Source organism: Aeromicrobium sp. Root236 (assembly GCF_001428805.1).
Classification (GTDB): Bacteria; Actinomycetota; Actinomycetes; order Propionibacteriales; family Nocardioidaceae; genus Aeromicrobium.
The window spans coordinates 460,585-482,746 of record NZ_LMIS01000001.1; the positions used below are offsets into that span (position 1 = coordinate 460,585).

The following is a 22,162-nucleotide window of genomic DNA, read 5'->3' on the forward strand; positions in this document are numbered from 1 at the left end:
TCCCTAGGTGAGGTGGTCGTACTCGCCGTCGACCCAGGCCGCGTGCCGCTGCGCCGAGCGGTGCACGATCGCCTTGGCGTCCGCCTCGATGGCGTTGTCGAAGTTGCCGTAGAGCCGGTCGTAGTCGAACCGGTCGACGTGCTCGGCGACCCGCTTGACGACAGCCCCTGACAGCGGCAGCCGGTTGGGATAGCTCCGCATGAAGCTGACCGACGTACGGTCCGGGTTGGCGAAGATCGTGTCTCCGGTGAGGAGCACCCCACGTCCGTCGGCACCGGCCTGCCAGTGCGCGACGGCGCTGCCCGGGAAGTGCCCACCGGGCTGGCTCAGCGTGACGCCGGGGAGGATCTCGAGATCGCCGGACCACGTCTCGATCACCGGGTCAGGGCGCGCGACCCATTCGCGGTCGGCCTCGGCGACCAGGACCGGGGCGCCGCCGAGCATCCGGCTCCACTCGACCTGCACGCCGTACATGTGCGGGTGGCTCGCCACGATCGCGCGTACGTCCCCGAGCGCGCGCACGCGGTCGGCGATGTCGGCGTCGACGTAGCCGACCGGGTCCCACAGGAGGTTGCCGGCAGGCGTACGCAGGAGCTTGGACTGCTGCCCGATGCCGGTCGACGGTGTCGTGGTGATCGCGTGGAGGTCGGGCTCAAGATCGGCGATCACGGCGTGGTGCCCGTCGGCGGACAGCTCTTCCAGGGTGGTCCACAGCTGTCCCTCGGCCGGCACCCACTGCCGCTCGTCGGCGCAGATCGCGCACACCTCGACCTTCGCGGCATGCTCGACGGCGCAGGTCTGACAGATCACGAAGTCGCTCATGGACCCACCGTAGGACACCACCCGGACACCCGTTCAGGCGTGCAATTGGCCCGCACGAACCATCGAATTCTGTCCTTGTCCGGCACTACGCTCCTGAATGTCCCGCTTTTTCCTTGGAATTCCACTCCATCCACAGGGAGACCCCATGTCCGACAGCACGTCCACCGCCGGGTCGGGAACGCCGTCCGAGGCGCTCGATCCCAAACGCTGGCTCGCACTCGGCGTGATCGCCGTGGCGCAGCTGATGATCATCCTCGATGCGTCGATCGTCAACATCGCGCTGCCATCGGCCCAGAAGGACCTCCACATCACCGACGCCGACCGGCAGTGGGTCGTCACGGCCTACACGCTGGCCTTCGGCGGGCTCCTGCTGCTGGGTGGTCGCATCGCCGACTACACCGGGCGCAAACGCACGTTCATCATCGGGCTGATCGGCTTCGCGGGCGCCTCGGCGTTGGGCGGAGTCGCCTCGACCGCCGGCCTGCTCTATGCCGCCAGAGGACTGCAGGGCGCGTTCGCCGCGCTCCTGGCGCCGGCCGCGCTCTCGTTGATCTCGGTCACGTTCTCCCTGCCCAAGGAGCGCGCCACGGCGTTCGGTGTCTTCGGGGCGATCTCCGGTGGTGGCGCCGCGATCGGCCTGATCGTCGGCGGAGTCCTGACCGAGTACGCCTCGTGGCGCTGGTGCCTGGGCGTCAACGTCCCCATCGCGCTTGCCACGGCCGTCGCCGCGACGAGGGTCGTCAAGGAGAGCAAGGCCCACGGCAACACCAAGTACGACATCCCCGGCGCCGTCCTGGTGTCCCTCGGTCTGGTGTCGCTGGTCTACGGCTTCACCCAGGCGGCCAAGTACAAGGATCCAGGCAAGAGCAACGAGGTCCAGGGCTGGACCGACCCGTCCACCCTCACGTTCCTGGCTGTCGCCGTCGTGCTCCTGATCGCGTTCATCGTCTGGGAGCGGCGCACCACCACACCGCTGCTGCCGTTGTGGGTCGCGCTCGACCGCAACCGTGGCGGCTCCTACCTCGTGTTCTTCTTCGTCGGTGCCGGACTGTTCGCCATGTTCCTGTTCATGACGTTCTACTTCCAGATCACGATGGGCTACACGCCGCTGGAGTCCGGGTTCGCGTTCCTGCCCTTCAGCCTCGGCGTCATCGGGGCTGCGGGCTTCGTCTCCAACCTGTTGCCACGCATCGGTCCGATGCCGATCATGATCCCGGGCCTGGCGCTGGCGATCGCCGGCATGCTGATGCTGACGCAGATCACGGCCGACACGTCCTACTGGGGATACGTCCTGCCGTCGCTGCTGCTGATGAGCATCGGCATGGCGGGCGTCTTCATCACCGCGTCCAGCACCTCGCTCGTCGGGATCGGCACGCATGACGCCGGCGTCGCGAGCGCGCTGCTCAACACGTCCCAGCAGGTCGGCGGCTCGCTCGGCACCGCCCTGCTCAACACGCTCTACGCGGGCGCCGTCACCGCCTATTTCGCGGACCACCTCGGTGAGTCCCCGAAGGCAGCCGGAGGCCACGCGCTGGTCCACGGCTACCACGTCGCGTTCTTCTGGGGCGCGATGCTGCTGACGGTCTCGTTGCTGGTGGCGGTGTTCGTGATGAACGCCAAGAAGGAGGACGTGCCGGCCGACGTCGTCGCGCCGGCCTGATCGGCCTCAGCTAGGCGGACGCCGGTGCGGGGACGGGTTCCCTGCGCCGGGCCAGCCGCGCTCGCACGTACGTGTCGGCCTTCAACGACACCCAGAGCAGGGCGATGGCGACGATGCCGTCGAGCCACCAGTGATGCCCGGTGGCCGCGACGACGAAGATCGTGACCGGCAGGTGCAGCACGATGAGCCAGCGCCACTTGCTCGTGGTCACCGAGAACACACCCAGTGCGACGACAGCAGCCCAGCCGACGTGGATCGACGGCATCGCGGCGAACTGGTCGGAGATCCCGGTGCCGACGTCGCCGTAGACGTCGAAGCCGTGCTTGTCGGAGAGGTCGACGAAGCCGAGCTCCTGCACGAACCGCGGCGGTGCCACGCGGATGAACCGGATGATCAGGCAGAACGCGGTGAGCCCGGCGAGGCCGTTGCGCCAGTGCGGGTACTGGTCGCGGTGGCGGATGAACAGCCAGACCAGGAAGACGAGCAGCGCCGGCACGTGCACCGTCGCGTAGTAGTCGTTGGTCGCGGCGGCGAGCCAGTCGTAGTGCACGACGAAGTGCTGCATCGAGATCTCGGTCGGCAGGTGCAGGAAGTTCTGCAGGTCGTCGATCGCCTCGGCGCGTTCCATCGCGCCTTCGGGGTGAGTGAAGGGCAGCTCGCGCGCCAACCGCCACACCGCGTAGAGGGCCGAGATCAGGGCGAACTCGCTGAACGCCGGCATCAGCGCGTTGCGCACGCGGCTGGCGGGCAGCGCCCGGAGGATGAGCCAGGCGACGAGGCTCGCCGCCGAGGCGATCGCTGCCTGGTCCCAGGTGGCCCAGCTCATGGGAGCTGACGGGTTGTCGCACGGATCACGAGATGATCTTACGGACGCCTGTGCGATCGTAGGTGCCGACTCTGGATCACCTTGCGTCTGAAATCAGGAGAAGGACCGTTCATGGATGTGAAGAACTCCGTCGCCCTCGTCACCGGGGGCGCCTCAGGGCTGGGCCTCGCGACCGTCGAGGCGCTCGTCGATGCCGGCGCCAAGGCCGTCATCCTCGACCTCCCCGGCTCACCCGGCGCCGACGTCGCAGAGCGTCTCGGCGACTCCGTACGCTTCGCCGCCGCCGACGTGCGCGACGAGGCCGCCGTCAACGAGGCGCTCGACGTGGCTGCGGAGCTCGGCGACCTGCGGGTCGCGGTCAACTGCGCCGGCACGGGCGATGCCATCAAGACGGTCGGCAAGCAGGGGCCCTACCCGCTCGACAAGTTCCAGCGCATCATCGAGATCAACCTGATCGGCACGTTCAACGTCCTGCGCCTGGCAGCCGCGCGCATGGCCGCGCTCGAGCCGATCGGCGAGGAGCGCGGGGTCATCATCAACACCGCGTCGGTCGCCGCGTTCGACGGACAGATGGGGCAGGCTGCCTATTCGGCCTCCAAGGGTGGCGTCGTGGGCATGACCCTCCCGATCGCCCGCGACCTCGCGTCGATCGGCATCCGCGTCATGACGATCGCACCAGGCCTGTTCGACACCCCGCTGCTCGCGTCGCTGCCCGAGGACGCCCGCGCGTCGCTCGGCAAGCAGGTGCCGCACCCCAGCCGGCTCGGCGATCCTGCGGAGTACGGCGCCCTCGCCGCGCACATCGTGGCCAACCCCATGCTCAACGGTGAGACGATCCGGCTCGACGGTGCGATCCGCATGGCACCGCGCTGACGGTCACCGGGTGGTGGGTTTCACCCGGCGTGCACCGGGCGTCGAGCGTACGGTCGGGGCATGCCGCAGCTCACCCGGTGGAACGTCGGCGTCGCGATCGGCGTGCCGCTGGCGATCGCGTTGCTCGGTCTGACGCATCCCGCTCACCTGACGCTCGACGACGCGCGACGGTGGCGTGACCTCCACGTCGTCCTGCTGCCGTTGTTCCCGCTGCTCGGTCTCGCGCCGTGGCTCGTGGCTCGCAGCGTGGATCGGACGTACGGCATGGTGGCCGCGGCGCTCGGGTACGTCTACGCGTGCTTCTACACCGCGCTCGACGTGCTGGCGGGCATCGGCGCCGGAGGACTGAAGCTGGCACACGACCGTGGCGGCTTCGGCGTGGTCTTCCGGCTCGCCTCCGACCTGGGCCAGATCGGGTCGATCGCGCTCATCGGGGCGTCAGCTCTCGCCTGCGGCTGCGCGCTTCGGGCTGCCGGCTGGGCCGCCGCTCCTGGGACGGTGCTCGTCCTGGCCGGCGACTTCGGGTTCATGCAGGAGCATGTCTACTGGCCGGGCGGCGGGCTCTCGATGCTGGCGATCGCCGCGGGCTGGGGGACGATCGTCTGGGCGATGCGACGGGACGCGCTGACGGTCAGACCGGCAGCAGCCGGGTGATGAACTTCGTCAGCTGATCGACGTTGCAGCACTCGTGCATCTCGACCACGTCGGCGTACATCGGTGCGATCGAGTCGCCGAGCCCCCAGCGCATCGAGTGCTCGGGGTTGAGCCAGAACGTACGCCGGGCGCGCTGGTTGATCTCGTGCAGCGCGCCGAGGTTGGGGTCCTGGTTGTTGTTGCGGGCATCACCGAGGATCAGCACGGCGGTACGCGGGCCGATCGCCCTCATGTGATCGGCGTGGAAGTCGGCGAACGCCTCGCCGTAGTCGCTGCTGGTGTGCCACTTGGTGATGCGGGCCTCGCGCGCGATCCGGCTCGCGAGGTCGTCACCGCCGTCCTTGACGAGGTCGGTCACCTCGGCCATCGCGTTGACGAACGCGAACACCCGCACCTTGCTGAACTGGCCGCTGAGTGCCTGCACGAGGTGCATCGTGAAGCTCGAGAAACCCGAGACCGAGCCCGACACGTCGCACAGCAGGACGAGCTCGGGTCGCGACGGGTGCGGCTTGGCGTACACGGGACGGATCGGCACGCCACCGGTCGACATCGAGCGGCGCAACGTGCGACGGATGTCGATGCGGCCACGGCTGGCCTTGCGTCGGCGTGCGGCCAACCGGGTGGCGAGCTTGCGCGACAGCGACCGCACGATGCGGCCGAGCTCCTCGAGCTGCTGCTGGTTGGCGCTGAGGAAGTCGATGCGGTCGCTGCCGGTACGCACCGCGTGTCGCGTGACGACCTCACGGCCGCGCAGCTCCGCCGTCCGCCGTCGTGCCTCGCTCGCGACCATGGCGCGGAAGCGGTCGATGTTGTTGCGCACCTCGTCGCGCTCGAGGCGGTCGGTGAACCCGCCGCCCTGTCCCTCGCCTCCACCTTGTCCCTGGCCCTGACCACCGCCGCCCTCGCCGCGCTGACCCAGAGCCTGCACCAGCAACGTCTGCGGCCTCAGTCGCTCCAGCGTCTGGTAGGCGGACCACCCGCCCGTCGGCGTGCCCTCGGTGCCGACGCCTCCGAGCAGGTCGACCGCGATCTCGGCGACCTGCTCGAGCGCCCGCAGGTCGTTCTCGGCGAGCGCCATGGCCAGCAGGTCCCTGAGGTCGTCGAGATCGAAGTCCTCGTCGGTCTCGCGAGCGGCCTGTGGTGCGCCGACGCCGGCCGGGAAGAACAGGTCGAACGTCATGTCGAAGACGTCGCGCTGACCCCCACGGCGTACGAGCGCCGACGCGAGGCCCTCGCGCAGCTGCGACCGATCGCTCATGCCCAGCACCTCGACCACGGCTGCCGCGTCGACCGTCTCGCTGGTGCCGGCCGGGATGCCCTTGGTGCGCAGCGCGGCGACGAACTCGACGAGTCGGCCGGCGACGTCCTGCGCCACCGGTTCGCCGACTCGCGCCTCGTTCATGACGCGCCCAGCACCTCGTCGAGGTCGAGCCGCGAGGTGGCCTTCTCGAGGTCGTCCTGGTGCTTGAGGATGACTCCGAGGCTCTCCTTGACGACCTGGTCGTCGAGGATGTCGGCGCCGAGGGCCACGAGCGTGCGGGCCCAGTCGATCGTCTCCGAGACCGACGGCGCCTTGCGCAGCGGCATCGTCCTCAGCGCGTTGATGACCCGCACCAGCGAGTCGCCCAGCGTCGCGTCGAGCTCGGGCACCTTCAGGCGTACGATCGCCTGCTCGAGCTCGGCATCGGGGAAGTCGATGTGCAGGAACAGGCACCGGCGGCGCAGCGCCTCGGAGAGCTCACGGGTGGCGTTGGAGGTCAGCACGACGAACGGCCGGCTGGTCGCCGTGATCGTGCCGAGCTCGGGCACGGTGATCTGGAAGTCGCCGAGCACCTCCAGCAACAGCCCCTCGATCTCGACGTCCGCCTTGTCGGTCTCGTCGATCAGCAGGACGGTCGGGCCCTCGTTGCGGATCGCGGTGAGCAACGGGCGGGCGAGCAGGAACTCCTCGCTGAAGATGTCGTTGCGCGCCTCGTCCCACGTCTCGTCCTTGCCCGCCGTGATGCGCAGCAGCTGCTTGGCGTGGTTCCACTCGTAGATCGCGCGAGCCTCGTCGACGCCCTCGTAGCACTGCAGGCGTACGAGATCGGCTCCGCAGGCCTGCGCCACCGCGCTCGACAGGGCGGTCTTGCCGACACCTGCCGGGCCCTCGACGAGCAACGGCTTGCCCAGCTCGCTGGCCAGGAAGACGGTGGTGGCGACGGCGTCGGAGGCCAGATAGCCCGCAGCGGCGAGCTTCTCCTTGACGTCGTCGATCGAGGTGAACGGCATGGTGCGCATGCCTACGATGATGCCGTGGCCCTCTTCGAGATCGTGCGCGAGGTGCATCTGCCGCCCGATGAGGCGTGGCGCCGCCTCACCGACTGGGAGCAGCACGGTCGCCACGTGCCGCTCACCCGCATCGTCCGGACCGATCGGGGATTCATCGCCCGCACGGGCTTCTGGCGGCTCACGTTCGACGATCCGATGGACATCACGGAGTGGCGCGAGCCGTCGTTCTGCCGCCTGGAGAAGCGCGGCCGGGTCGTGACGGGGTGGGCCGAGGTGCAGGTCGAGGCCGTGCCGGCCGGCAGCCGGGTGACCTGGCGTGAGGACCTCCACGTGCGGGGCGTGCCGCGTGCGCTCGACGGGCTGACCCGGGCGGTCAGCACGCGCGTCTTCTCGCGCGTCGTCGACCGGCTGCTCGCCTAGCGGACGGCGCGCAGGACCAGGTGGGTCGCCAGCGAGGACGACCGCGACGACACCGTCTCGAACGTCGGCGGCGGGGTCCCGATGCCCTCGAACAGGCGTAGTCCGCCACCCAGCAGCAGGTGCGCGATGCTCAGCCGGATCTCGTCGACGAGCCCGGTCGAGAGGTACTGGCGGATCACGCCGGGCCCGCCCATCAGCAGCACGTCCCGCTCCCCGGCCAGCTCGCGCGCGCGGGCGAGTGCGGGCTTGATGCCCGAGACGTACGTGAAGGTGCCCGAGGTCATCGGCCGGTCCGGGAGCTCCTCGTGGGTCAGCACGACGGTCGGCAGCGGGAACGGCACGTCACCCCAGTGCGGGATCCCGAGATCGTGCATCACCCGGCCCACGAGGCACGCCCCGATGCCACCCGACAGGCTCTCGGCGACGGCCTTGTCGGTGTCGTCGCCCTCGAACAGCCACTCGTGCAGCGCTTCGCCGCCGACTCCCATGGCGTTCTCCATGCTCACGTCGGGGCCTGTGGCGTACCCGTCCAGCGAGATGGTCATGAACATGACGAGCGAGCTCATGGGCGGGCCTCCGGTCGACGGCGTCGTGCGTAGGATCACCGTATGGGGTACTCGCCGGAATCCGAAGCACTCGACATCTGCCGCGACCTGATCAGGATCGACACCTCCAACTACGGTGACGACTCGGGTCCGGGGGAGCGCAAGGCCGCCGAGTACGTCGCCGGCTCGCTCGCCGAGGTCGGCATCGAGTCGCAGATCTTCGAGTCCGAGTCGGGTCGGGCGAGCGTCGTCGCCCGCTGGGGCAACCAGGACTCGCCGCGCCCCGGCCTGCTGATCCACGGCCACCTCGACGTCGTACCGGCGCGGGGGAGCGACTGGCAGGTCGACCCGTTCGCCGCAGAGGTCGTCGACGGCTACCTGTTCGGCCGCGGTGCGGTCGACATGAAGGACTTCGACGCGATGCTGCTGTCGGTCGTACGCGCCCGGCAGCGCGCCGGCGCGATCCCCGACCGGCCCATCACGCTGGTCTTCACCGCCGACGAGGAGGCCGGCGGCGTGCTCGGGGCGCACTGGATGGTCGAGCACCACCCTGAGCTGTTCGAGGGCTGCACCGAGGCGATCGGGGAGGTCGGCGGGTTCTCGACCGAGGTCGGTGGCAAGCGCCTCTATCTCATCGAGTCCGGCGAGAAGGGCATCGCGTGGATGCGCCTGCGAGCCCGCGGGACCGCAGGGCATGGCTCGATGCGCAACGACGACAACGCCGTCACGCACCTCGCGCAGGCGCTCGTGACGCTGGGGGAGCACCAGTGGCCCGACGAGCCCGGTCCCTCGATGGAGCTGCTGCTGGCCAAGGTGCGGGAGCTGACCGGCAAGGAGGGCACCGCCGACGAGCTGCTCGAGCAGTTCGGCCCCGCCATCCGCATGATCGGCGCCGGCATGCGCAACACGACGAACGCCACGATGCTGGAAGCGGGCTACAAGCACAACGTGGTGCCCGGCGAGGCGATCGCGTACGTCGACGGGCGCTACCTGCCCGGCCATGCCGACTCGTTCGTGCCGGCCGTCCAGGAGATCGTGGGCGCCAACGTGACCGTCGAGACGCACATCACGGACGCGGCGCTGGAGTACGCGTTCAAGGGCGACCTGGTCGATGCGATGACCGTGGCGCTGCACAGCCAGGACCCCGACGCGCACATCGCACCGTTCCTCATGTCCGGCGGCACCGACGCCAAGGCGTGGCACAAGCTGGGCATCACGTCGTACGGCTTCACGCCGCTCCGGCTCCCGGCCGACCTCGACTTCACGGCGCTGTTCCACGGCGTCGACGAGCGCGTGCCGGTCGAGGCGCTGGAGTTCGGCTCCCGCGTCTTCGACGAGTTCCTGAACCTGGTCTAGCGGGTCAGAGCGTGCTGCGCATGCGGATGATCTTGCGGCGCAGGACGACCGTCCGCTGCCCGGTGCCGTCCTTGCGCAATCGGTCGAGCTCCCACCCCTGATACTCCGCGGCGTCGGTCAGCATGCGGCACACCGCCGTACGCGACTTGGTGCGGTCGATCGTGAGGTTCCAGAACTCGTACTCGATCATTGACTCACCTCTCATCTTGCACTGTCCGACACGTCGTCGAGGGCCTGCACGATCTCGGGCGGCAGCTCGAGGTCTTCCGACGCCAGGTTCTCCTGCAGCTGTGATGTCGTACGTGCCCCGACGATCGCCGACGCAACCCCGGGACGGGCCAGCAGCCAGGCGAGCGCCACATGGGCGATCGTGACGTCGAGACCCTCGGAGGCGCGCGCGAGCGCCTCGACGACCGCCGACTTCTGCGGAGTGAGGTACTTGGCGACGAACGCCTCCCACGCCGGGTCGGCAGCACGCGAGTCCGACGGCACGCCACCGCGATACTTGCCGGTCAGCACGCCGCGGCCGAGCGGTGACCAGGCCAGCACGCCCATCCCGAGATGCCGTGCGGCCGGCAGGACCTCGTCCTCGGCCTCACGGCGTACGAGGGAGTACTCGACCTGTGTGCTGATCAGGGGAAGCGCGTCGGCACGCTCCGCGAGCCAGGTGTGCGCCAGTGCGGTCTGCCAGCCGGCGTAGTTGGAGATGCCGACGTAGCGCGTGCGCCCCGTCCGTACGGCGTGCTCGAGCGTGCCGAGCGTCTCCTCGATCGGTGTCTCTGCGTCCCACGTGTGGATCTGCCACAGGTCGAGGTGATCCGTGCCGAGCTGGCGCAACGACAGGTCGAGCTGGTCGAGCAACGTGCGGCGCGAGCTGTCGCGGTCGATGCGGTCGCCGCGCTTGATCAACCCGGCCTTGCCGGCCAGCACGATGCGGCCACGTACGTCGGCCTTGTTGATGAGGGTGCCGAGCAGCTCCTCGCACGCACCGTCGCCGTAGATCGGTGCCGTGTCGACCAACGTGCCGCCTGCGTCGAGGAACGTCGACAGCTGCTCCTCGGCGTCGTACGCGTCGACGGCGGTGCCCCACGTCATGGTGCCGAGCGCGAGCCGTGACACTTCCAGCCCCGATGCACCAACGCGGCGATACTGCATGCCGCAAGGCTAGTCGGACGGGTGAAGGCAGCCCGGTAGGCTCGCACAGTGGATTTCCTCCGTGCCGTGGTCCTGGGTCTGCTTCAGGGCCTGACCGAGTTCCTGCCCATCTCCAGCAGCGCGCATCTCGCGATCTTCCCCAAGTTCTTCGGGTGGGACGATCCGGGCGCCGCGTTCACGGCGGTGATCCAGATCGGCACCGAGCTCGCGGTGGTGATCTACTTCTGGCGTGACATCGTCACGATCGCCTCCGGGTGGATCCGCGGCCTGTTCAGCGCGAGCGCCCGCGAAGCCCTCGAGTGGCGCATGGGCTGGTTCGTCATCATCGGCTCCGTGCCGATCGTGATCCTCGGCCTGTTGTTCCAGGACTCGATCAAGCACGAGTTCCGTCGGGTCGCCCTGATCGCCGTCGCGCTGATCGTCTTCGGCCTGATCCTCGGGTTCGCCGAGCGCTGGGGCCTCAAGAACCGCCCGATCGAGAAGCTCACGACCCGCGACGCGGTCCTGTTCGGCCTCGCCCAGGCGTGCGCGCTGTTCCCGGGTGTCTCGCGCTCCGGCGGCACGATCAGCATGGGACTGCTGCTCGGTTACGAGCGCCGCGCGGCCACCCGCTACGCGTTCCTGCTGGCGATCCCCGCGGTGCTGGGCGCCGGCATCTACAACCTCAAGGACATCCCGGACCAGGCCAACGCGTACGGCCCCGGTCCCACGATCGTCGCGACCGTCGTGTCGTTCGTCGTCGGCCTCGCCGTGATCCACTGGCTGCTGGAGTACGTCAGCCGCAAGTCGTACACGCCGTTCGTCATCTACCGCGTCGCGCTCGGCGTGCTGGTGCTCGCCCTCGTGGTCACCGGCGTCATGACCTCGACCGTGACCGTCAGCTGATCCCGCGATTCGTGGAGTTAAAGGCGGTACACGCGCCTTTTAGCGCCTGTAGCTTCACGAATCGCGGGGGTCCGCTCAGAGCCAGCCGGACTTCTTGAAGCGGCGGTAGATGTAGAGGCACAGCCCGCCGATCACCCCGACGCAGATCGGGTAGCCGTACGTCCAGGTGAGCTCCGGCATGTGCTCGAAGTTCATGCCGTAGATGCCGGCGATCGCGGTCGGTACGGCGAAGATCGTCGCACCGGCGGTGAGCTTGCGCATGTCCTCGTTCTGCTGGACGCTCAGCTGCGCCAGGTGAGCCTGCAGCGCGTTGTCGAGCAGGTGGTCGATCGAGTCGATCGCTTCAGCGGCTCGCGCGAGGTGGTCGCCGATGTCGCGGAAGTACGGTCGCGCGTTCTCGGGCATCGAGCCCTGCGCGAACCGCAGGATCGGCTCCTTGAGCGGCAGCACCGCGCGACGGAACTCCAGGGTCTCGCGCTTGAGCCGGTAGATGCGGGTCGAGTCGTTGGACCGCTCCGCGGAGAACACCGAGGTCTCGACCTCCTGCACGTCGATCTCGAGCTCCCTGGCGACGGCCTCGTAGTGGTCCACGATGTTGTCGACGACGGCGTACAACGCAGCCGTCGGCCCGTGCGAGAGCGGCTCGATCATGGTCTCCGCAGCGCGCCGGGCCTCCTTGAGGGTGGGCCCGCCGTGTCGCACCGTCAGCAGGAAGTTCGAGCCGAGGAAGATGTTGACCTCGTGCGTCCGGATGTCGTCGTCGCTGTAGGCCACCGTGCGGATCGACATGAACAGGTGGTCCTCGTAGCGCTCGACCTTGGGCCGCTGGTGCGCCTCGAGGGCGTCCTCGACGGCCAGCGGATGCAGCCGCAGCGACTCCGCGACGCGATGCATCTCGTCGGTCGTCGGGTTGCCGATGCCGATCCAGAGGAAGTCGTCCTCCCCGAGGCCGGCCAAGGCGGCGTCGAGCGAGTGCTTGTCATCCTTGGTCGACTCACGAATTCCGTCGCGATAGACCGCGCAGTCGATGATCACGACGTCATTCTGCCCCCGGTCTCAACGGGTGACGCCGTCGACAGGCCGCAGCCAGCCAGCCGATACGCTCGCCTCATGCGCAGCTGGTCACGTCCCGACGTCCCGTCACTCGGCGATCTCGGACTCGGTGAAGGGCCGGTCGTGCGCGTCCACGACACCGCATCGGGCGAGGTACGCCCGAGCGACCCGGCGGGTTCGGCCCGGATGTACGTCTGTGGCATCACGCCGTACGACGCGACGCACATGGGTCACGCCTCGACCTACCTGGCGTTCGACCTGCTCCAGCGGGTGTGGCTCGACCACGGTATCGACGTCGACTACACGCAGAACGTCACGGACGTCGACGATCCGCTGATCGAGCGGGCGCAGGCGACCGGCGTCGAGTGGTCCGACCTCGCGGCACAGGAGATCGAGCTGTTCCGTCAGGACATGACCGCGCTGAGGATCATCCCGCCGGCCAACTATGTCGGCGCGGTGGAGACGATCGACCTGGTCGTGGACCTCATCGACAAGCTGCACCGGGCGGGATCGGTCTATCAGGTCGACGACGACCTCTACTTCGATGTGCATGCCGACGCCGGCTTCGGCAGCGTGTCCGGACTCGACGAGGCCGAGATGCTCCGCATCTTCCCCGAGCGCGGGGGAGACCCCGACCGGCCGGGCAAGAAGCACCCGCTGGACTGTCTGCTCTGGCAGGCCGAGCGACCCGGTGAGCCGTCCTGGGAGACCCGCCTCGGCAAGGGCCGGCCGGGCTGGCACGTCGAGTGCGCCGCGATCGCGCTGAAGCACCTCGGCGTCAGGTTCGACGTCCAGGGCGGAGGATCCGACCTGGTGTTCCCGCACCACGAGATGTCCGCGTCAGAAGCCACCGTCGTGACGCACGAGCCGTTCGCCGAGGCGTACGTCCACGCCGGCATGGTCGGCTTCGAGGGCGAGAAGATGTCGAAGTCCAAGGGCAACCTCGTGCTCGTCTCGCAGCTCCGTGCCGACGGCCGCGACCCCATGGCGATCCGGCTGGCTCTCCTGGCGCACCACTACCGCAGCGACTGGGAGTGGTTCGACGACGAGATCACCAAGGCCGAGGCCCGCCTCGCGACCTGGCGTGACGCGGTCAGTCGTACGCTCGCGCCGTCAGGCACCGAGGTGCTGAAGGCCGTACGCGCTGCGCTCGCCGACGACCTCGACGCGCCGACGGCCCTTGCGGCGATCGACGCCTGGGCTGCCGACGACGCGGCCGCCGACCCGCAGGCCGGTCGCACCGTACGCACCGCCGTCGACGCCTTGCTCGGCGTGGCGTTGTGATGCGTCGCCCGTCGAAGGAGGAGCTCGACATCCTGCGGTGGGTCACGACCGCCGCACTGGCCGTGGTCTACATGTTCACCGGCTTCTGGCCCGCCCTCGTGGTGGGCGTCATCGTGCTCTGGCTGCCCGGGCTGATCAAGGTCGGGGCGTCGTTCCGCGACGGTCTCCGCGGACCGCGCTGAGCCCCTAGCCTTCTGCCTGCATCCGTTCGAGGACCTCGGGCCATTCCTCGGGAGAGACGGTGACCGGCGTCTGCAGCAGCCACTGCACCCCGAACGGATCGCGTACGCGCCCACCGCGAGCCCCGTACGCCTGGTCAGCGACAGGGAAGATGATCTCGGCGCCTGCATCGACCATCGCGGCTGCGACGGCGTCCGGCTCTGGTGTGACGACGTCAAGGATCGAACCGGGCGTCTGGGCGGTCGCTGCCGGGTCGGTGTCGTCGGCGTCCTTGAGCGTGACGCTGCAGCCGAAGACCTCCAGCTCAGCGAACACGATGCGATCTCCGACCGGATAGCTGCTGATCAGCTCCGCGCCGAGGACGTCCCGATAGAAGTCGATCGCCGCAGCAGCATCCGACACGACGAGCTTGGGCCGGATCGTGTTGTCACCCATGCGGCCAGTTTTGCACGGGCCTCGGACGTCCTGCACCGCCCCAGACCCGGACGGACACCAAAACGTAGCCTCGCCCAGGCGTCGTTCGTGCACACGAGAGACAGCTGGTCTGCAAGGATCGCCGAATGAAGAGGACCGCGTGCGTGATCGCCTGCATCGCCGTCCTGGCCGCAGGCTGCGGATCGTCCGACAACGGCAGCGACGCTCAGACGAAGCCGGCCGCCGGACTCGCATCGACCGTCACCCAGGATGGCGTGTACGCCGTCGGCAAGGACATCAAGCCTGGCGTATACACCGCCAAGGGCGAGTGCGCGGCGTACACGGCTTCCTCGGCGGACTTCGACATCATGGACGACAACGCCGACGACGACGCCTACATCAGCGGCTCCATGCGGGTCGGCGACGTCCAACGCATCGAGCTGCACGACGGGGAGTTCTTCACCAGTCGGTCCTGCAGCGCGTGGACGCGCGAAGCCAGCTCGAAGGCGGCTAGCGCGGACCCGGCGACGCTGGCGGGCGGATGCGAGATCCTCATGGGCAAGGGCAAGGTTGCGCAAGCGGCGCTGGGGTTCACCGGCAAGAAGGAGTCAGCGGCCGACAAGGCGTCCCGTGGCAGGCTCCAGGACCAGCTGTTCACGGTCGTGGGCGCCAACAACCCAAAGCTCGCGGACCCTGCCGGTCAGCTCGTCGACTTCCTCGACGATCCAGCTGCCTATCTCGACGACGACGGCAAGGTCGGGTCCACGGTCCTGCGTGCGTTCTCAGACATCCAGAAGGCCTGCGCCCACCAATCGAACTAGCGGGACCTATTCCGGGTCGTCGTTGCGACGGCGCAGGTAGCGCTCGAACTCGCGGGCGATCGCGTCGCCGGAGGCCTCGGGCAGGTCGCTCGTGTCCCGCTCGTTCTCGAGCGCCTCGACGTACTCGGCGATCTCCTCGTCACGCGACGTCAGGTCCTCGGCGCCCCGCTGCCACGCGTCGGTCATCTCGACAAGGACGCCCTGGGGGAGCGGCAGGCCCATCGCGTCCTCGATCGCGCCGAGCAGCGCCAGGGTGGCCTTGGGGCACGGCGGCTCTGCGAGGTAGTGCGGGACCGCGGCCCACAGTGACGCCGAGGCGATGCCTTCCTGGGACGCCATCTCGTTGAGGACCGACGTGATGCCCACGGGTCCCGAATACGTCGAGGGGAGCAACGACATGCGCTCCATCAGCACCGGATCCGTCGTCGAGCCGCTGACCGGCACCGGGCGGGTGTGCGGCGAGTCCGCGAGCAGGGCGCCCAAGGTGATCAGCTCGGTGACCCCGGCGAGCTTCGCCACGCCGAGCACGGTCGAGCAGAACGCCTTCCAGCGGAAGTTGGGCTCGGGAGCGCGCAGCAGCAGCACATCACGCTCTCCACGCCGGGGACGGGCGTGATAGATCATCGGCGCGGGCCACGTGATCAACCGGTCGCCGTCGTCACCGTTGTGGACCTGCGGCCGGTGCACCTGGAAGTCGTAGTAGTCCTCAGGGTCCAGCTCGATCAGCAGCTCGGCGTCCCACTCCTCGATGAGGTGGTCGACGGTGCCCGACGCGGCATCGGCGGCGTCGTTCCACCCCTCGAAGGCAGCCACCATCCACGGGTCTCGGAGCTGCGGGATGTCGGGGCTGGAGGTCACTCCTTCAGCCTAGCCCGCGCACGCCTCACTCGTTCTCCGTGCGGTAGCCGAGGTTGGGCGACAGCCACTTCTCGGCCTCGTCGACGCTCCAGCCCTTGCGCTCGGCGTAGTCCTCGACCTGGTCGCGGCCGATCCGCCCGAGCACGAAGTACTGCGAGTCCGGGTGGGAGAAGTAGAGCCCGCTCACGGCAGCACCGGGCCACATGGCCATGCTCTCGGTCAGCTCGATGCCGGCGTTGGCCTCCACGTCGAGCAGCTCCCAGATCGTCTGCTTCTCGGTGTGCTCCGGGCACGCGGGGTAGCCCGGCGCCGGGCGAATGCCGGCGTACTTCTCCTTGATGAGCTCCTCGTTGCTGAGTGCCTCGTTGGGAGCGTGCGCCCAGAACTCCTTGCGTACGCGCTCGTGCAAACGCTCGGCGAAGGCCTCGGCCAGGCGGTCGGCGAGGGACTCGAGCAGGATCGCGTTGTAGTCGTCGAGATCCTTCTTGAACTCCATGATCTTGTCGGTGATCCCGTGCCCCGCGGTGACCGCGAACGCGCCGACGTAGTCACGAAGGCCCGTGTCCTTGGGCGCCACGAAGTCGGCCAGCGACTTGCGGGCCGAACCTTCACGCCCCTCGGTCTGCTGGCGCAGCTGGTGCAGCACGGTCCTGACCTCCGACCGCGACTCGTCGGTGTAGACCTCGATGTCGTCGCCGGCGACCTGGTTGGCCGGGAACAGGCCGAACACGCCGTTGGCGCGGATCCACTTCTCGTCGATGATCCGGTCGAGCATCGCCTGCGCGTCGTCGAAGAGCTTGCGCGCGGTCTCGCCGGTCGCCGGGTTGTTGAGGATGTCGGGGTAGCGCCCCTTCATCTCCCACGAGCTGAAGAACGGCTGCCAGTCGATGTACTTGCGCAGCTCGTCGAGCGAGTAGTCCGTGAACGTCTTGACGAACTGCGTCGGCTCACCCGAGTGGTGGTAGTCGTCGGTGTGCGAGTCCCTGGCCTGCTGCGTCAGCATGCGCGGACGCGGCGGGGTGTAGTCGCTCCAGTCGATCGGCGTCGCCTTGGCGCGGGCAGCAGCGATCGGCAGCAGCTTGCGGGTGTCCTGACGGGCGGCATGGCGCTCACGCAGCTCGGCGTAGTCGGCCTCCGTGTCGGCCAGCAGCTTGGGCCGCTGCTCGTCGGAGAGCAGCGCGGCGACGACGGGCACCGAGCGCGACGCGTCCTTCACCCAGATGACCGGGCCGTGATACTTCTGCGCCACCTTGACGGCGGTGTGGGCCCGCGACGTCGTGGCGCCACCGATCATGAGCGGGATGTCGAACCCCTGCCGCTCCATCTCGGCGGCGAAGTTGACCATCTCGTCGAGCGACGGCGTGATGAGGCCGGAGAGGCCGATGACGTCGGCGCCCTCCTCCTTGGCCGCGTCGAGGATCTTCTGCGCGGGCACCATGACGCCGAGGTCGACGACGTCGTAGTTGTTGCACTGGAGTACGACGCCGACGATGTTCTTGCCGATGTCGTGCACGTCGCCCTTGACCGTGGCCATGACGACCTTGCCGTTGCTGCGCTCGACGTCACCGGGCTGCTTCTCGGCCTCGATGAACGGGATGAGGTAGGCGACGGCCTTCTTCATGACGCGTGCCGACTTCACGACCTGGGGCAGGAACATCTTGCCCTCGCCGAACAGGTCGCCGACGACGTTCATGCCGTCCATCAGCGGGCCCTCGATGACCTCGATCGGCCGGCCGCCACGCTCGGAGATCAGCTTGCGAAGCTCCTCGGTGTCGGACTCGGCGAACTCGTCGATGCCCTTGACCAGGGCGTGGGTGATCCGCTCGCCGACCGGCAGCGAGCGCCACTCCTCGGACGCGACCTCCTTGACCGAGCCGTCGCCAGCGAAGTCAGCGGCGATCTCGAGCAGGCGTTCCGTCGAGTCAGGACGCCGGTTGAGGATGACGTCCTCGATGCGGTCGCGCAGCAGCTCGGGCACCTCGTCGTAGACCTCGAGGGCGCCGGCGTTGACGATTCCCATGTCCATGCCGGCGTTGATCGCGTGGTAGAGGAACACCGCGTGGATCGCCTCGCGCACGGGGTTGTTGCCCCGGAACGAGAACGACACGTTGGAGACACCGCCGGAGACCAGCGCACCGGGCAGGTTCTGCTTGATCCAGCGCGTCGCCTCGATGAAGTCGACGCCGTAGTTGGCGTGCTCCTCGATGCCGGTCGCGACGGCGAACACGTTGGGATCGAAGATGATGTCCTCGGGCGGAAAACCGATCTCGTTGACCAGGATGTCGTACGCGCGCTGGCAGATCTGCTTGCGGCGCTCGAGGTTGTCGGCCTGGCCTTCCTCGTCGAAGGCCATGACGACGACGGCGGCGCCGTACTTGCGACACAGCCGCGCCTCGCGGACGAACTTCTCCTCGCCCTCCTTCATCGAGATCGAGTTGACGATCGACTTGCCCTGGACGCACTTGAGCCCGGCCTCGATGACCTCCCACTTGGAGGAGTCGATCATGGTCGGCACCCGGCAGATGTCGGGCTCGGTGGCGACGAGCTTGGTGAAGCGGTCCATCGCCGCGACGCCGTCGATCATGCCCTCGTCCATGTTGATGTCGATGACCTGCGCGCCGGCCTCGACCTGCTGGCGGGCGACCGCGAGCGCGGAGGTGTAGTCGCCGGCCTTGATGAGGTTGCGGAAGCGGGCGGAGCCGGTGATGTTGGTGCGCTCACCGACGTTGACGAAGAGCGTGTCCTCCACGACCGTCACGGGCTCGAGACCGGACAGGCGGAGCGCCGGACTCGTCTCGACGGGTGTCCGCGGGGCCTTGCCCTCGACCGCGTCCGCGATCGCGGCGATGTGCGCCGGAGTCGTGCCGCAGCAGCCGCCGACGAGGTTGACGAAGCCGCTCTCGGCGAACTCGGCGATGATCGCCGCGGTCTGGTCGGGCTCCTCGTCGTACTCGCCGAACGCATTCGGCAGGCCGGCATTCGGGTAGCAGCTGACGAACGTGTCGGCGATGCGAGCCATCTCGGCGATGTAGGGCCGCATCTCCTTGGCGCCGAGCGCGCAGTTGAGGCCGACCAGCAGCGGGTTGACGTGGCGAACCGAGTGCCAGAACGCCTCGGTGACCTGGCCCGACAACGTACGCCCGGAGGCGTCCGTGATCGTGCCGGAGATGATGACGGGCCAGCGCCGGTCGTACTCCTCGAAGAGCGTCTCGACGGCGAAGATCGCAGCCTTGGCGTTGAGCGTGTCGAAGATCGTCTCGATGAAGATGACGTCGGCGCCACCGTCGACCAGGCCCTTGGCCGCGGTCTTGTAGGCCTCGACGAGCTGGTCATAGGTCACGTTGCGGGCGCCCGGGTCGTTGACGTCGGGCGAGATCGACGCCGTACGCGTCGTGGGTCCGAGCGCGCCCGCCACGTAGCGCGGCTTGTCGGGCGTGCGCTCGGTCATCGCGTCGCACTCACGGCGCGCCAGCCGGGCTGACTCGTAGTTGAGCTCGTAGGAGAGCTCCTCCATGCCGTAGTCGCCGAGCGAGATCTCCTGCGCGTTGAACGTGTTGGTCTCGATCATGTCCGCGCCGGCCTCGAGGTACTCGCGGTGGATGCCGGCGATGATCTCGGGCTGGGTCAGCGTCAGGAGGTCGTTGTTGCCCTGGACGTCGGACGGCCAGTCGGCGAACCGCTCACCGCGGTAGCCCGCCTCGTCAGGGCGATCCCGCTGGATCGCCGTACCCATCGCGCCGTCGAGCACCATGATGCGGCTCTTCAGCAGCTCGGTCAGGGCGGACGTGGCGTCAGGACGGAGGTTGGGGGTGTGAGACACAAGCAATCCTCGAGGAGTTGATCGGCAGGAATGCTGGGGCGCTCCAGCCGGCGGCGGGCTCGCCTGGGCCTCGGGAGCTCCCGAACTTAGTGCCACCAGTATCTCATGATGATCAACGTCGCGCCCGGACCTTCGCCGGGCGTGGACATGCTGTCCTCGGACGAGGTTCGACCGACGCCCGCGCTCGAGCCGCCGGACGCGCGCGATCCTCGACGATCGGCCTGTTCTACGGTGGTCGGGTGACTCAATACGCAGCCGTCCTGTGGGATCTCGACGGCACCATCGCCGACACCGAGCCGCTCTGGATGGCCGCCGAGCACGCCTTGGCCGCTGAGCACGGCAAGATCTGGACCGAGGAGGACGGGCTCGCACTGGTCGGCAACTCGTTGATCAAGTCGGGGCACTACATCCGCGAGAAGCTCGAGCTCGAGATGACCGCCGAGGAGGTGGTCGACTACCTCGTCAACCAGCTCGCGACGGCGCTGTCCGAGCACATCGACTGGCGGCCCGGAGCCCGAGACCTGATCGAGGCGCTCGACTCGGCCGGTGTCCCGCAGGCGCTCGTCACGATGTCGTACGCGCCCATCGCCGAGCCGGTCGCCGCGTCGCTGCCGTTCAAGGCCGTGGTGACCGGCGACATCGTCTCGCGGCCCAAGCCGTACGCCGATCCGTACCTCCTGGCGGCAGAGCTGCTGGGCGTCGACCCCGAGGACTGCCTCGCGATCGAGGACTCCGGCACCGGCGCGGCCTCGGCCAATGCCGCGGGCTGCGACGTGCTCGTGGTGCCGCACTTCGTCAACGTCGACGAGGCTGCGCGCAGAGTCCAGATCCCGACCCTCGAGGGCATCAAGCCGGACGATCTCGACCCGCTGTTCGTCTAGCGGTTGAACAGGCCGCTCAGGAAGCCCTTCTTGCGGTGCCAGCCGTGCTGCTCGAGGTAGGTGAACAGCGGCTCCTTGATGCGCTTGGTCGAGAAGGAGTAGGTCACGGGCGCCATCGACACACCGTCGTCGGTCTTGTTGACGCCGCCGAGCTCGAAGCTGAACTCCTTGCGCGTGCTCTTGCCCGAGAAGAAGCTCTTCTCGAAACCGGCCCCGTCGGCGTCGACCGATCCGGCAGTCTCGGTGTGCAGCTCGTTGAAGTCGAACGTGCCCTTGTCGACGTCGAAGGACACCGTGATGCGGTAGTCCTTGTCGATCGACGTGATCTCGTCGGGATAGAGCGACGTGGCCTTGACGATGTCCCACGTGCCGACGATGGTGTCGCCCTCCGCAGCGAATGAGAACGGCTCGCCCGGATCGTTGAGGGTCGGGACAGCGGCAAGGACATCGGCCAGGGGAGTTGTCATGGCCAAACGGTAGTGGGAGATCAGGACGCCTGGGGCACGTTCACGATCTCGAACAACGGCATCTCCGGGGGAGTGCCGCCGAACTCGGGGCACAGTGCCTTGTGCGCGCACCAGCCGCAGAGCCCGCTCTTGCGCGGCGGGAAGTCGCGGAGCTCGATGGCCCGCTCAATGGCGTCCCACAGCGCCACGAGCTTGCGCTCGGTCGCCAGCAGCTCGTGCTCCTGGGGCTCGTAGGTCAGGAACGTCCCGTCGCCGAAGTACATGAGCTGCAGCAGGGTCGGGATCACGCCACGGGTGCGCCAGATGACCAGCGCGTAGAACCGCATCTGGAACATCGCCTTGTCCTCGAAGCGAGGATTGGGCCCGCGTCCCGTCTTGTAGTCCACCACCCTGATGCGGCCATCGGGTGCGATGTCGATGCGGTCGACGATGCCGCCGAACGTCACACCGGACTCCAGCTCGTAGCCGACCCGCTCCTCGCGCGACGCGGGCTCGAGCCAGCGCGGGTCCTCCATGCCGAAGTAGGTGCGCAGCAGGTCGACGGCCGACGCCAGCCACGCCGTCTCGTCGGCAGCCTGCTCGGCGGTGAACAGCTCGGCCAGCCTGGGCTCCTCGGCGCGCAGCTTGTCCCACTCGCCGGGCAACAGCTCGACGGCGCGGTCGAGCGTACGGCCGGGGGCGGGCTCGCCGAAGAGATCCTCGAGCACGGCATGCACCAACGTGCCCCGGACCATGACCGGGTCGGCGGGCTCCGGCAGTCGATCGATCGTGCGGAACCTGTAGAGCAAGGGGCAGTTCTGGAAGTCGCCGGCACGGCTCGGCGACAGCGACCGGCGCACGGTCAGCGGGGTGTCGGAGTCGTCCATGCCAGCACACTAGTTCGGCCCACCGACGAATCGAATCACGCCACGCGACCC

The 22,162-nt window shown here is 68.5% G+C and carries 23 protein-coding genes; 10 read left to right on the forward strand and 13 right to left on the reverse strand.

From position 1 onward, the window contains the following. Positions 1-3: 3 nt before the first annotated feature. On the reverse strand, positions 4-822 hold the full coding sequence (locus ASE12_RS02305) for an MBL fold metallo-hydrolase (protein WP_056396420.1): 819 nt from the start codon (positions 820-822) through the stop codon (positions 4-6). Between the two features lie 145 nt (positions 823-967). Here ASE12_RS02305 and ASE12_RS02310 point away from each other — a divergent pair, with 145 nt between their 5' ends. Continuing rightward, positions 968-2,482: an MFS transporter gene (locus ASE12_RS02310; protein WP_056396421.1), complete on the forward strand. Its 1,515-nt coding sequence runs from the start codon at positions 968-970 to the stop codon at positions 2,480-2,482. A 10-nt stretch (positions 2,483-2,492) separates the two neighbouring features. Here the strand turns inward: ASE12_RS02310 and ASE12_RS02315 are convergent, their stop codons facing one another. Further along, positions 2,493-3,308 (reverse strand): phosphatase PAP2 family protein, encoded by an 816-nt coding sequence (locus ASE12_RS02315; RefSeq protein WP_056396425.1) that lies wholly within the window; start codon positions 3,306-3,308, stop codon positions 2,493-2,495. Between the two features lie 111 nt (positions 3,309-3,419). Between ASE12_RS02315 and ASE12_RS02320 the strand changes: the two genes are divergently transcribed. Next, positions 3,420-4,181 carry a 3-hydroxyacyl-CoA dehydrogenase gene (locus ASE12_RS02320; RefSeq protein WP_056396428.1) on the forward strand — a complete coding sequence of 254 codons (762 nt, stop codon included), beginning with the start codon at positions 3,420-3,422 and terminating at the stop codon, positions 4,179-4,181. Positions 4,182-4,241: 60 nt separating this feature from the next. After that, the gene (locus tag ASE12_RS02325; RefSeq protein ID WP_056396430.1) at positions 4,242-4,835 is read left to right on the forward strand and encodes a hypothetical protein; all 594 of its coding nucleotides are present in this window, start codon (positions 4,242-4,244) and stop codon (positions 4,833-4,835) included. Here ASE12_RS02325 and ASE12_RS02330 read toward each other — a convergent pair. Together ASE12_RS02330 and ASE12_RS02335 are read right to left on the reverse strand one after the other, a co-directional pair. Further along, a complete protein-coding gene (locus tag ASE12_RS02330; RefSeq protein WP_056396432.1) occupies positions 4,813-6,237 on the reverse strand; it encodes a VWA domain-containing protein in 1,425 nt (474 codons plus the stop codon). The two genes, ASE12_RS02325 and ASE12_RS02330, sit on opposite strands and share 23 nt — an antisense overlap. Then, positions 6,234-7,115 (reverse strand): MoxR family ATPase, encoded by an 882-nt coding sequence (locus ASE12_RS02335; RefSeq protein WP_056404467.1) that lies wholly within the window; start codon positions 7,113-7,115, stop codon positions 6,234-6,236. Before ASE12_RS02335 ends, ASE12_RS02330 begins: the two co-directional genes overlap by 4 nt. A gap of 15 nt (positions 7,116-7,130) precedes the next feature. On the opposite strand from ASE12_RS02335, the gene ASE12_RS02340 reads away from it, so the two are divergent. Next, a complete protein-coding gene (locus ASE12_RS02340; protein ID WP_056396435.1) occupies positions 7,131-7,526 on the forward strand; it encodes an SRPBCC family protein in 396 nt (131 codons plus the stop codon). On the opposite strand, the gene ASE12_RS02345 is transcribed toward ASE12_RS02340, so the two are convergent. Then, entirely contained in the window at positions 7,523-8,092 is a 570-nt protein-coding gene (locus ASE12_RS02345; protein ID WP_056396438.1) for a dihydrofolate reductase family protein, read from the reverse strand. The two genes, ASE12_RS02340 and ASE12_RS02345, sit on opposite strands and share 4 nt — an antisense overlap. Positions 8,093-8,134: 42 nt before the next feature. On the opposite strand from ASE12_RS02345, the gene ASE12_RS02350 reads away from it, so the two are divergent. Continuing rightward, a complete protein-coding gene (locus ASE12_RS02350; protein WP_056396441.1) occupies positions 8,135-9,427 on the forward strand; it encodes a M20/M25/M40 family metallo-hydrolase in 1,293 nt (430 codons plus the stop codon). A 4-nt stretch (positions 9,428-9,431) separates the two neighbouring features. Here ASE12_RS02350 and ASE12_RS02355 read toward each other — a convergent pair whose 3' ends face one another. Both ASE12_RS02355 and ASE12_RS02360 read right to left on the reverse strand, forming a co-directional pair. Next, positions 9,432-9,617, reverse strand: a complete 186-nt coding sequence (locus ASE12_RS02355) for a DUF5703 family protein (RefSeq protein WP_056396444.1) — start codon at positions 9,615-9,617, stop codon at positions 9,432-9,434. Between the two features lie 11 nt (positions 9,618-9,628). Then, positions 9,629-10,582, reverse strand: coding sequence for an aldo/keto reductase (locus ASE12_RS02360; protein WP_056396447.1), 954 nt, complete (start codon positions 10,580-10,582; stop codon positions 9,629-9,631). A 48-nt stretch (positions 10,583-10,630) separates the two neighbouring features. On the opposite strand from ASE12_RS02360, the gene ASE12_RS02365 reads away from it, so the two are divergent. Then, on the forward strand, positions 10,631-11,467 hold the full coding sequence (locus tag ASE12_RS02365; RefSeq protein WP_056396450.1) for an undecaprenyl-diphosphate phosphatase: 837 nt from the start codon (positions 10,631-10,633) through the stop codon (positions 11,465-11,467). Between the two features lie 75 nt (positions 11,468-11,542). Here the strand turns inward: ASE12_RS02365 and corA are convergent, their stop codons facing one another. Further along, positions 11,543-12,502: a magnesium/cobalt transporter CorA gene (gene corA / locus ASE12_RS02370; RefSeq protein ID WP_056396453.1), complete on the reverse strand. Its 960-nt coding sequence runs from the start codon at positions 12,500-12,502 to the stop codon at positions 11,543-11,545. Between the two features lie 75 nt (positions 12,503-12,577). Here corA and mshC point away from each other — a divergent pair, with 75 nt between their 5' ends. Both mshC and ASE12_RS02380 read left to right on the forward strand, forming a co-directional pair. After that, positions 12,578-13,804 (forward strand): cysteine--1-D-myo-inosityl 2-amino-2-deoxy-alpha-D-glucopyranoside ligase, encoded by a 1,227-nt coding sequence (gene mshC, locus ASE12_RS02375; RefSeq protein WP_056396454.1) that lies wholly within the window; start codon positions 12,578-12,580, stop codon positions 13,802-13,804. Further along, positions 13,804-13,986, forward strand: a complete 183-nt coding sequence (locus ASE12_RS02380) for a hypothetical protein (protein WP_056396459.1) — start codon at positions 13,804-13,806, stop codon at positions 13,984-13,986. Before mshC ends, ASE12_RS02380 begins: the two co-directional genes overlap by 1 nt. Positions 13,987-13,990: 4 nt before the next feature. Here the strand turns inward: ASE12_RS02380 and ASE12_RS20195 are convergent, their stop codons facing one another. Then, on the reverse strand, positions 13,991-14,419 hold the full coding sequence (locus tag ASE12_RS20195; RefSeq protein WP_056396462.1) for a glyoxalase/bleomycin resistance/extradiol dioxygenase family protein: 429 nt from the start codon (positions 14,417-14,419) through the stop codon (positions 13,991-13,993). A gap of 125 nt (positions 14,420-14,544) precedes the next feature. Between ASE12_RS20195 and ASE12_RS02390 the strand changes: the two genes are divergently transcribed. Further along, complete coding sequence (locus tag ASE12_RS02390; RefSeq protein WP_056396465.1) at positions 14,545-15,219, forward strand: hypothetical protein; 675 nt, start codon at positions 14,545-14,547, stop codon at positions 15,217-15,219. 6 nt (positions 15,220-15,225) lie between these two features. On the opposite strand, the gene ASE12_RS02395 is transcribed toward ASE12_RS02390, so the two are convergent. Continuing rightward, on the reverse strand, positions 15,226-16,077 hold the full coding sequence (locus ASE12_RS02395) for a PAC2 family protein (RefSeq protein ID WP_235508825.1): 852 nt from the start codon (positions 16,075-16,077) through the stop codon (positions 15,226-15,228). 25 nt (positions 16,078-16,102) lie between these two features. Next, a complete protein-coding gene (gene metH / locus ASE12_RS02400; RefSeq protein WP_082582031.1) occupies positions 16,103-19,897 on the reverse strand; it encodes a methionine synthase in 3,795 nt (1,264 codons plus the stop codon). A 239-nt stretch (positions 19,898-20,136) separates the two neighbouring features. Here metH and ASE12_RS02405 point away from each other — a divergent pair, with 239 nt between their 5' ends. Next, on the forward strand, positions 20,137-20,778 hold the full coding sequence (locus ASE12_RS02405; RefSeq protein WP_056396473.1) for an HAD family phosphatase: 642 nt from the start codon (positions 20,137-20,139) through the stop codon (positions 20,776-20,778). On the opposite strand, the gene ASE12_RS02410 is transcribed toward ASE12_RS02405, so the two are convergent. Both ASE12_RS02410 and ASE12_RS02415 read right to left on the reverse strand, forming a co-directional pair. Then, positions 20,775-21,245, reverse strand: a complete 471-nt coding sequence (locus ASE12_RS02410; protein WP_056396477.1) for a hypothetical protein — start codon at positions 21,243-21,245, stop codon at positions 20,775-20,777. The genes ASE12_RS02405 and ASE12_RS02410 overlap by 4 nt on opposite strands. Positions 21,246-21,265: 20 nt before the next feature. After that, positions 21,266-22,111, reverse strand: coding sequence for a PD-(D/E)XK nuclease family protein (locus ASE12_RS02415; RefSeq protein WP_056396480.1), 846 nt, complete (start codon positions 22,109-22,111; stop codon positions 21,266-21,268). Positions 22,112-22,162: the final 51 nt, after the last annotated feature.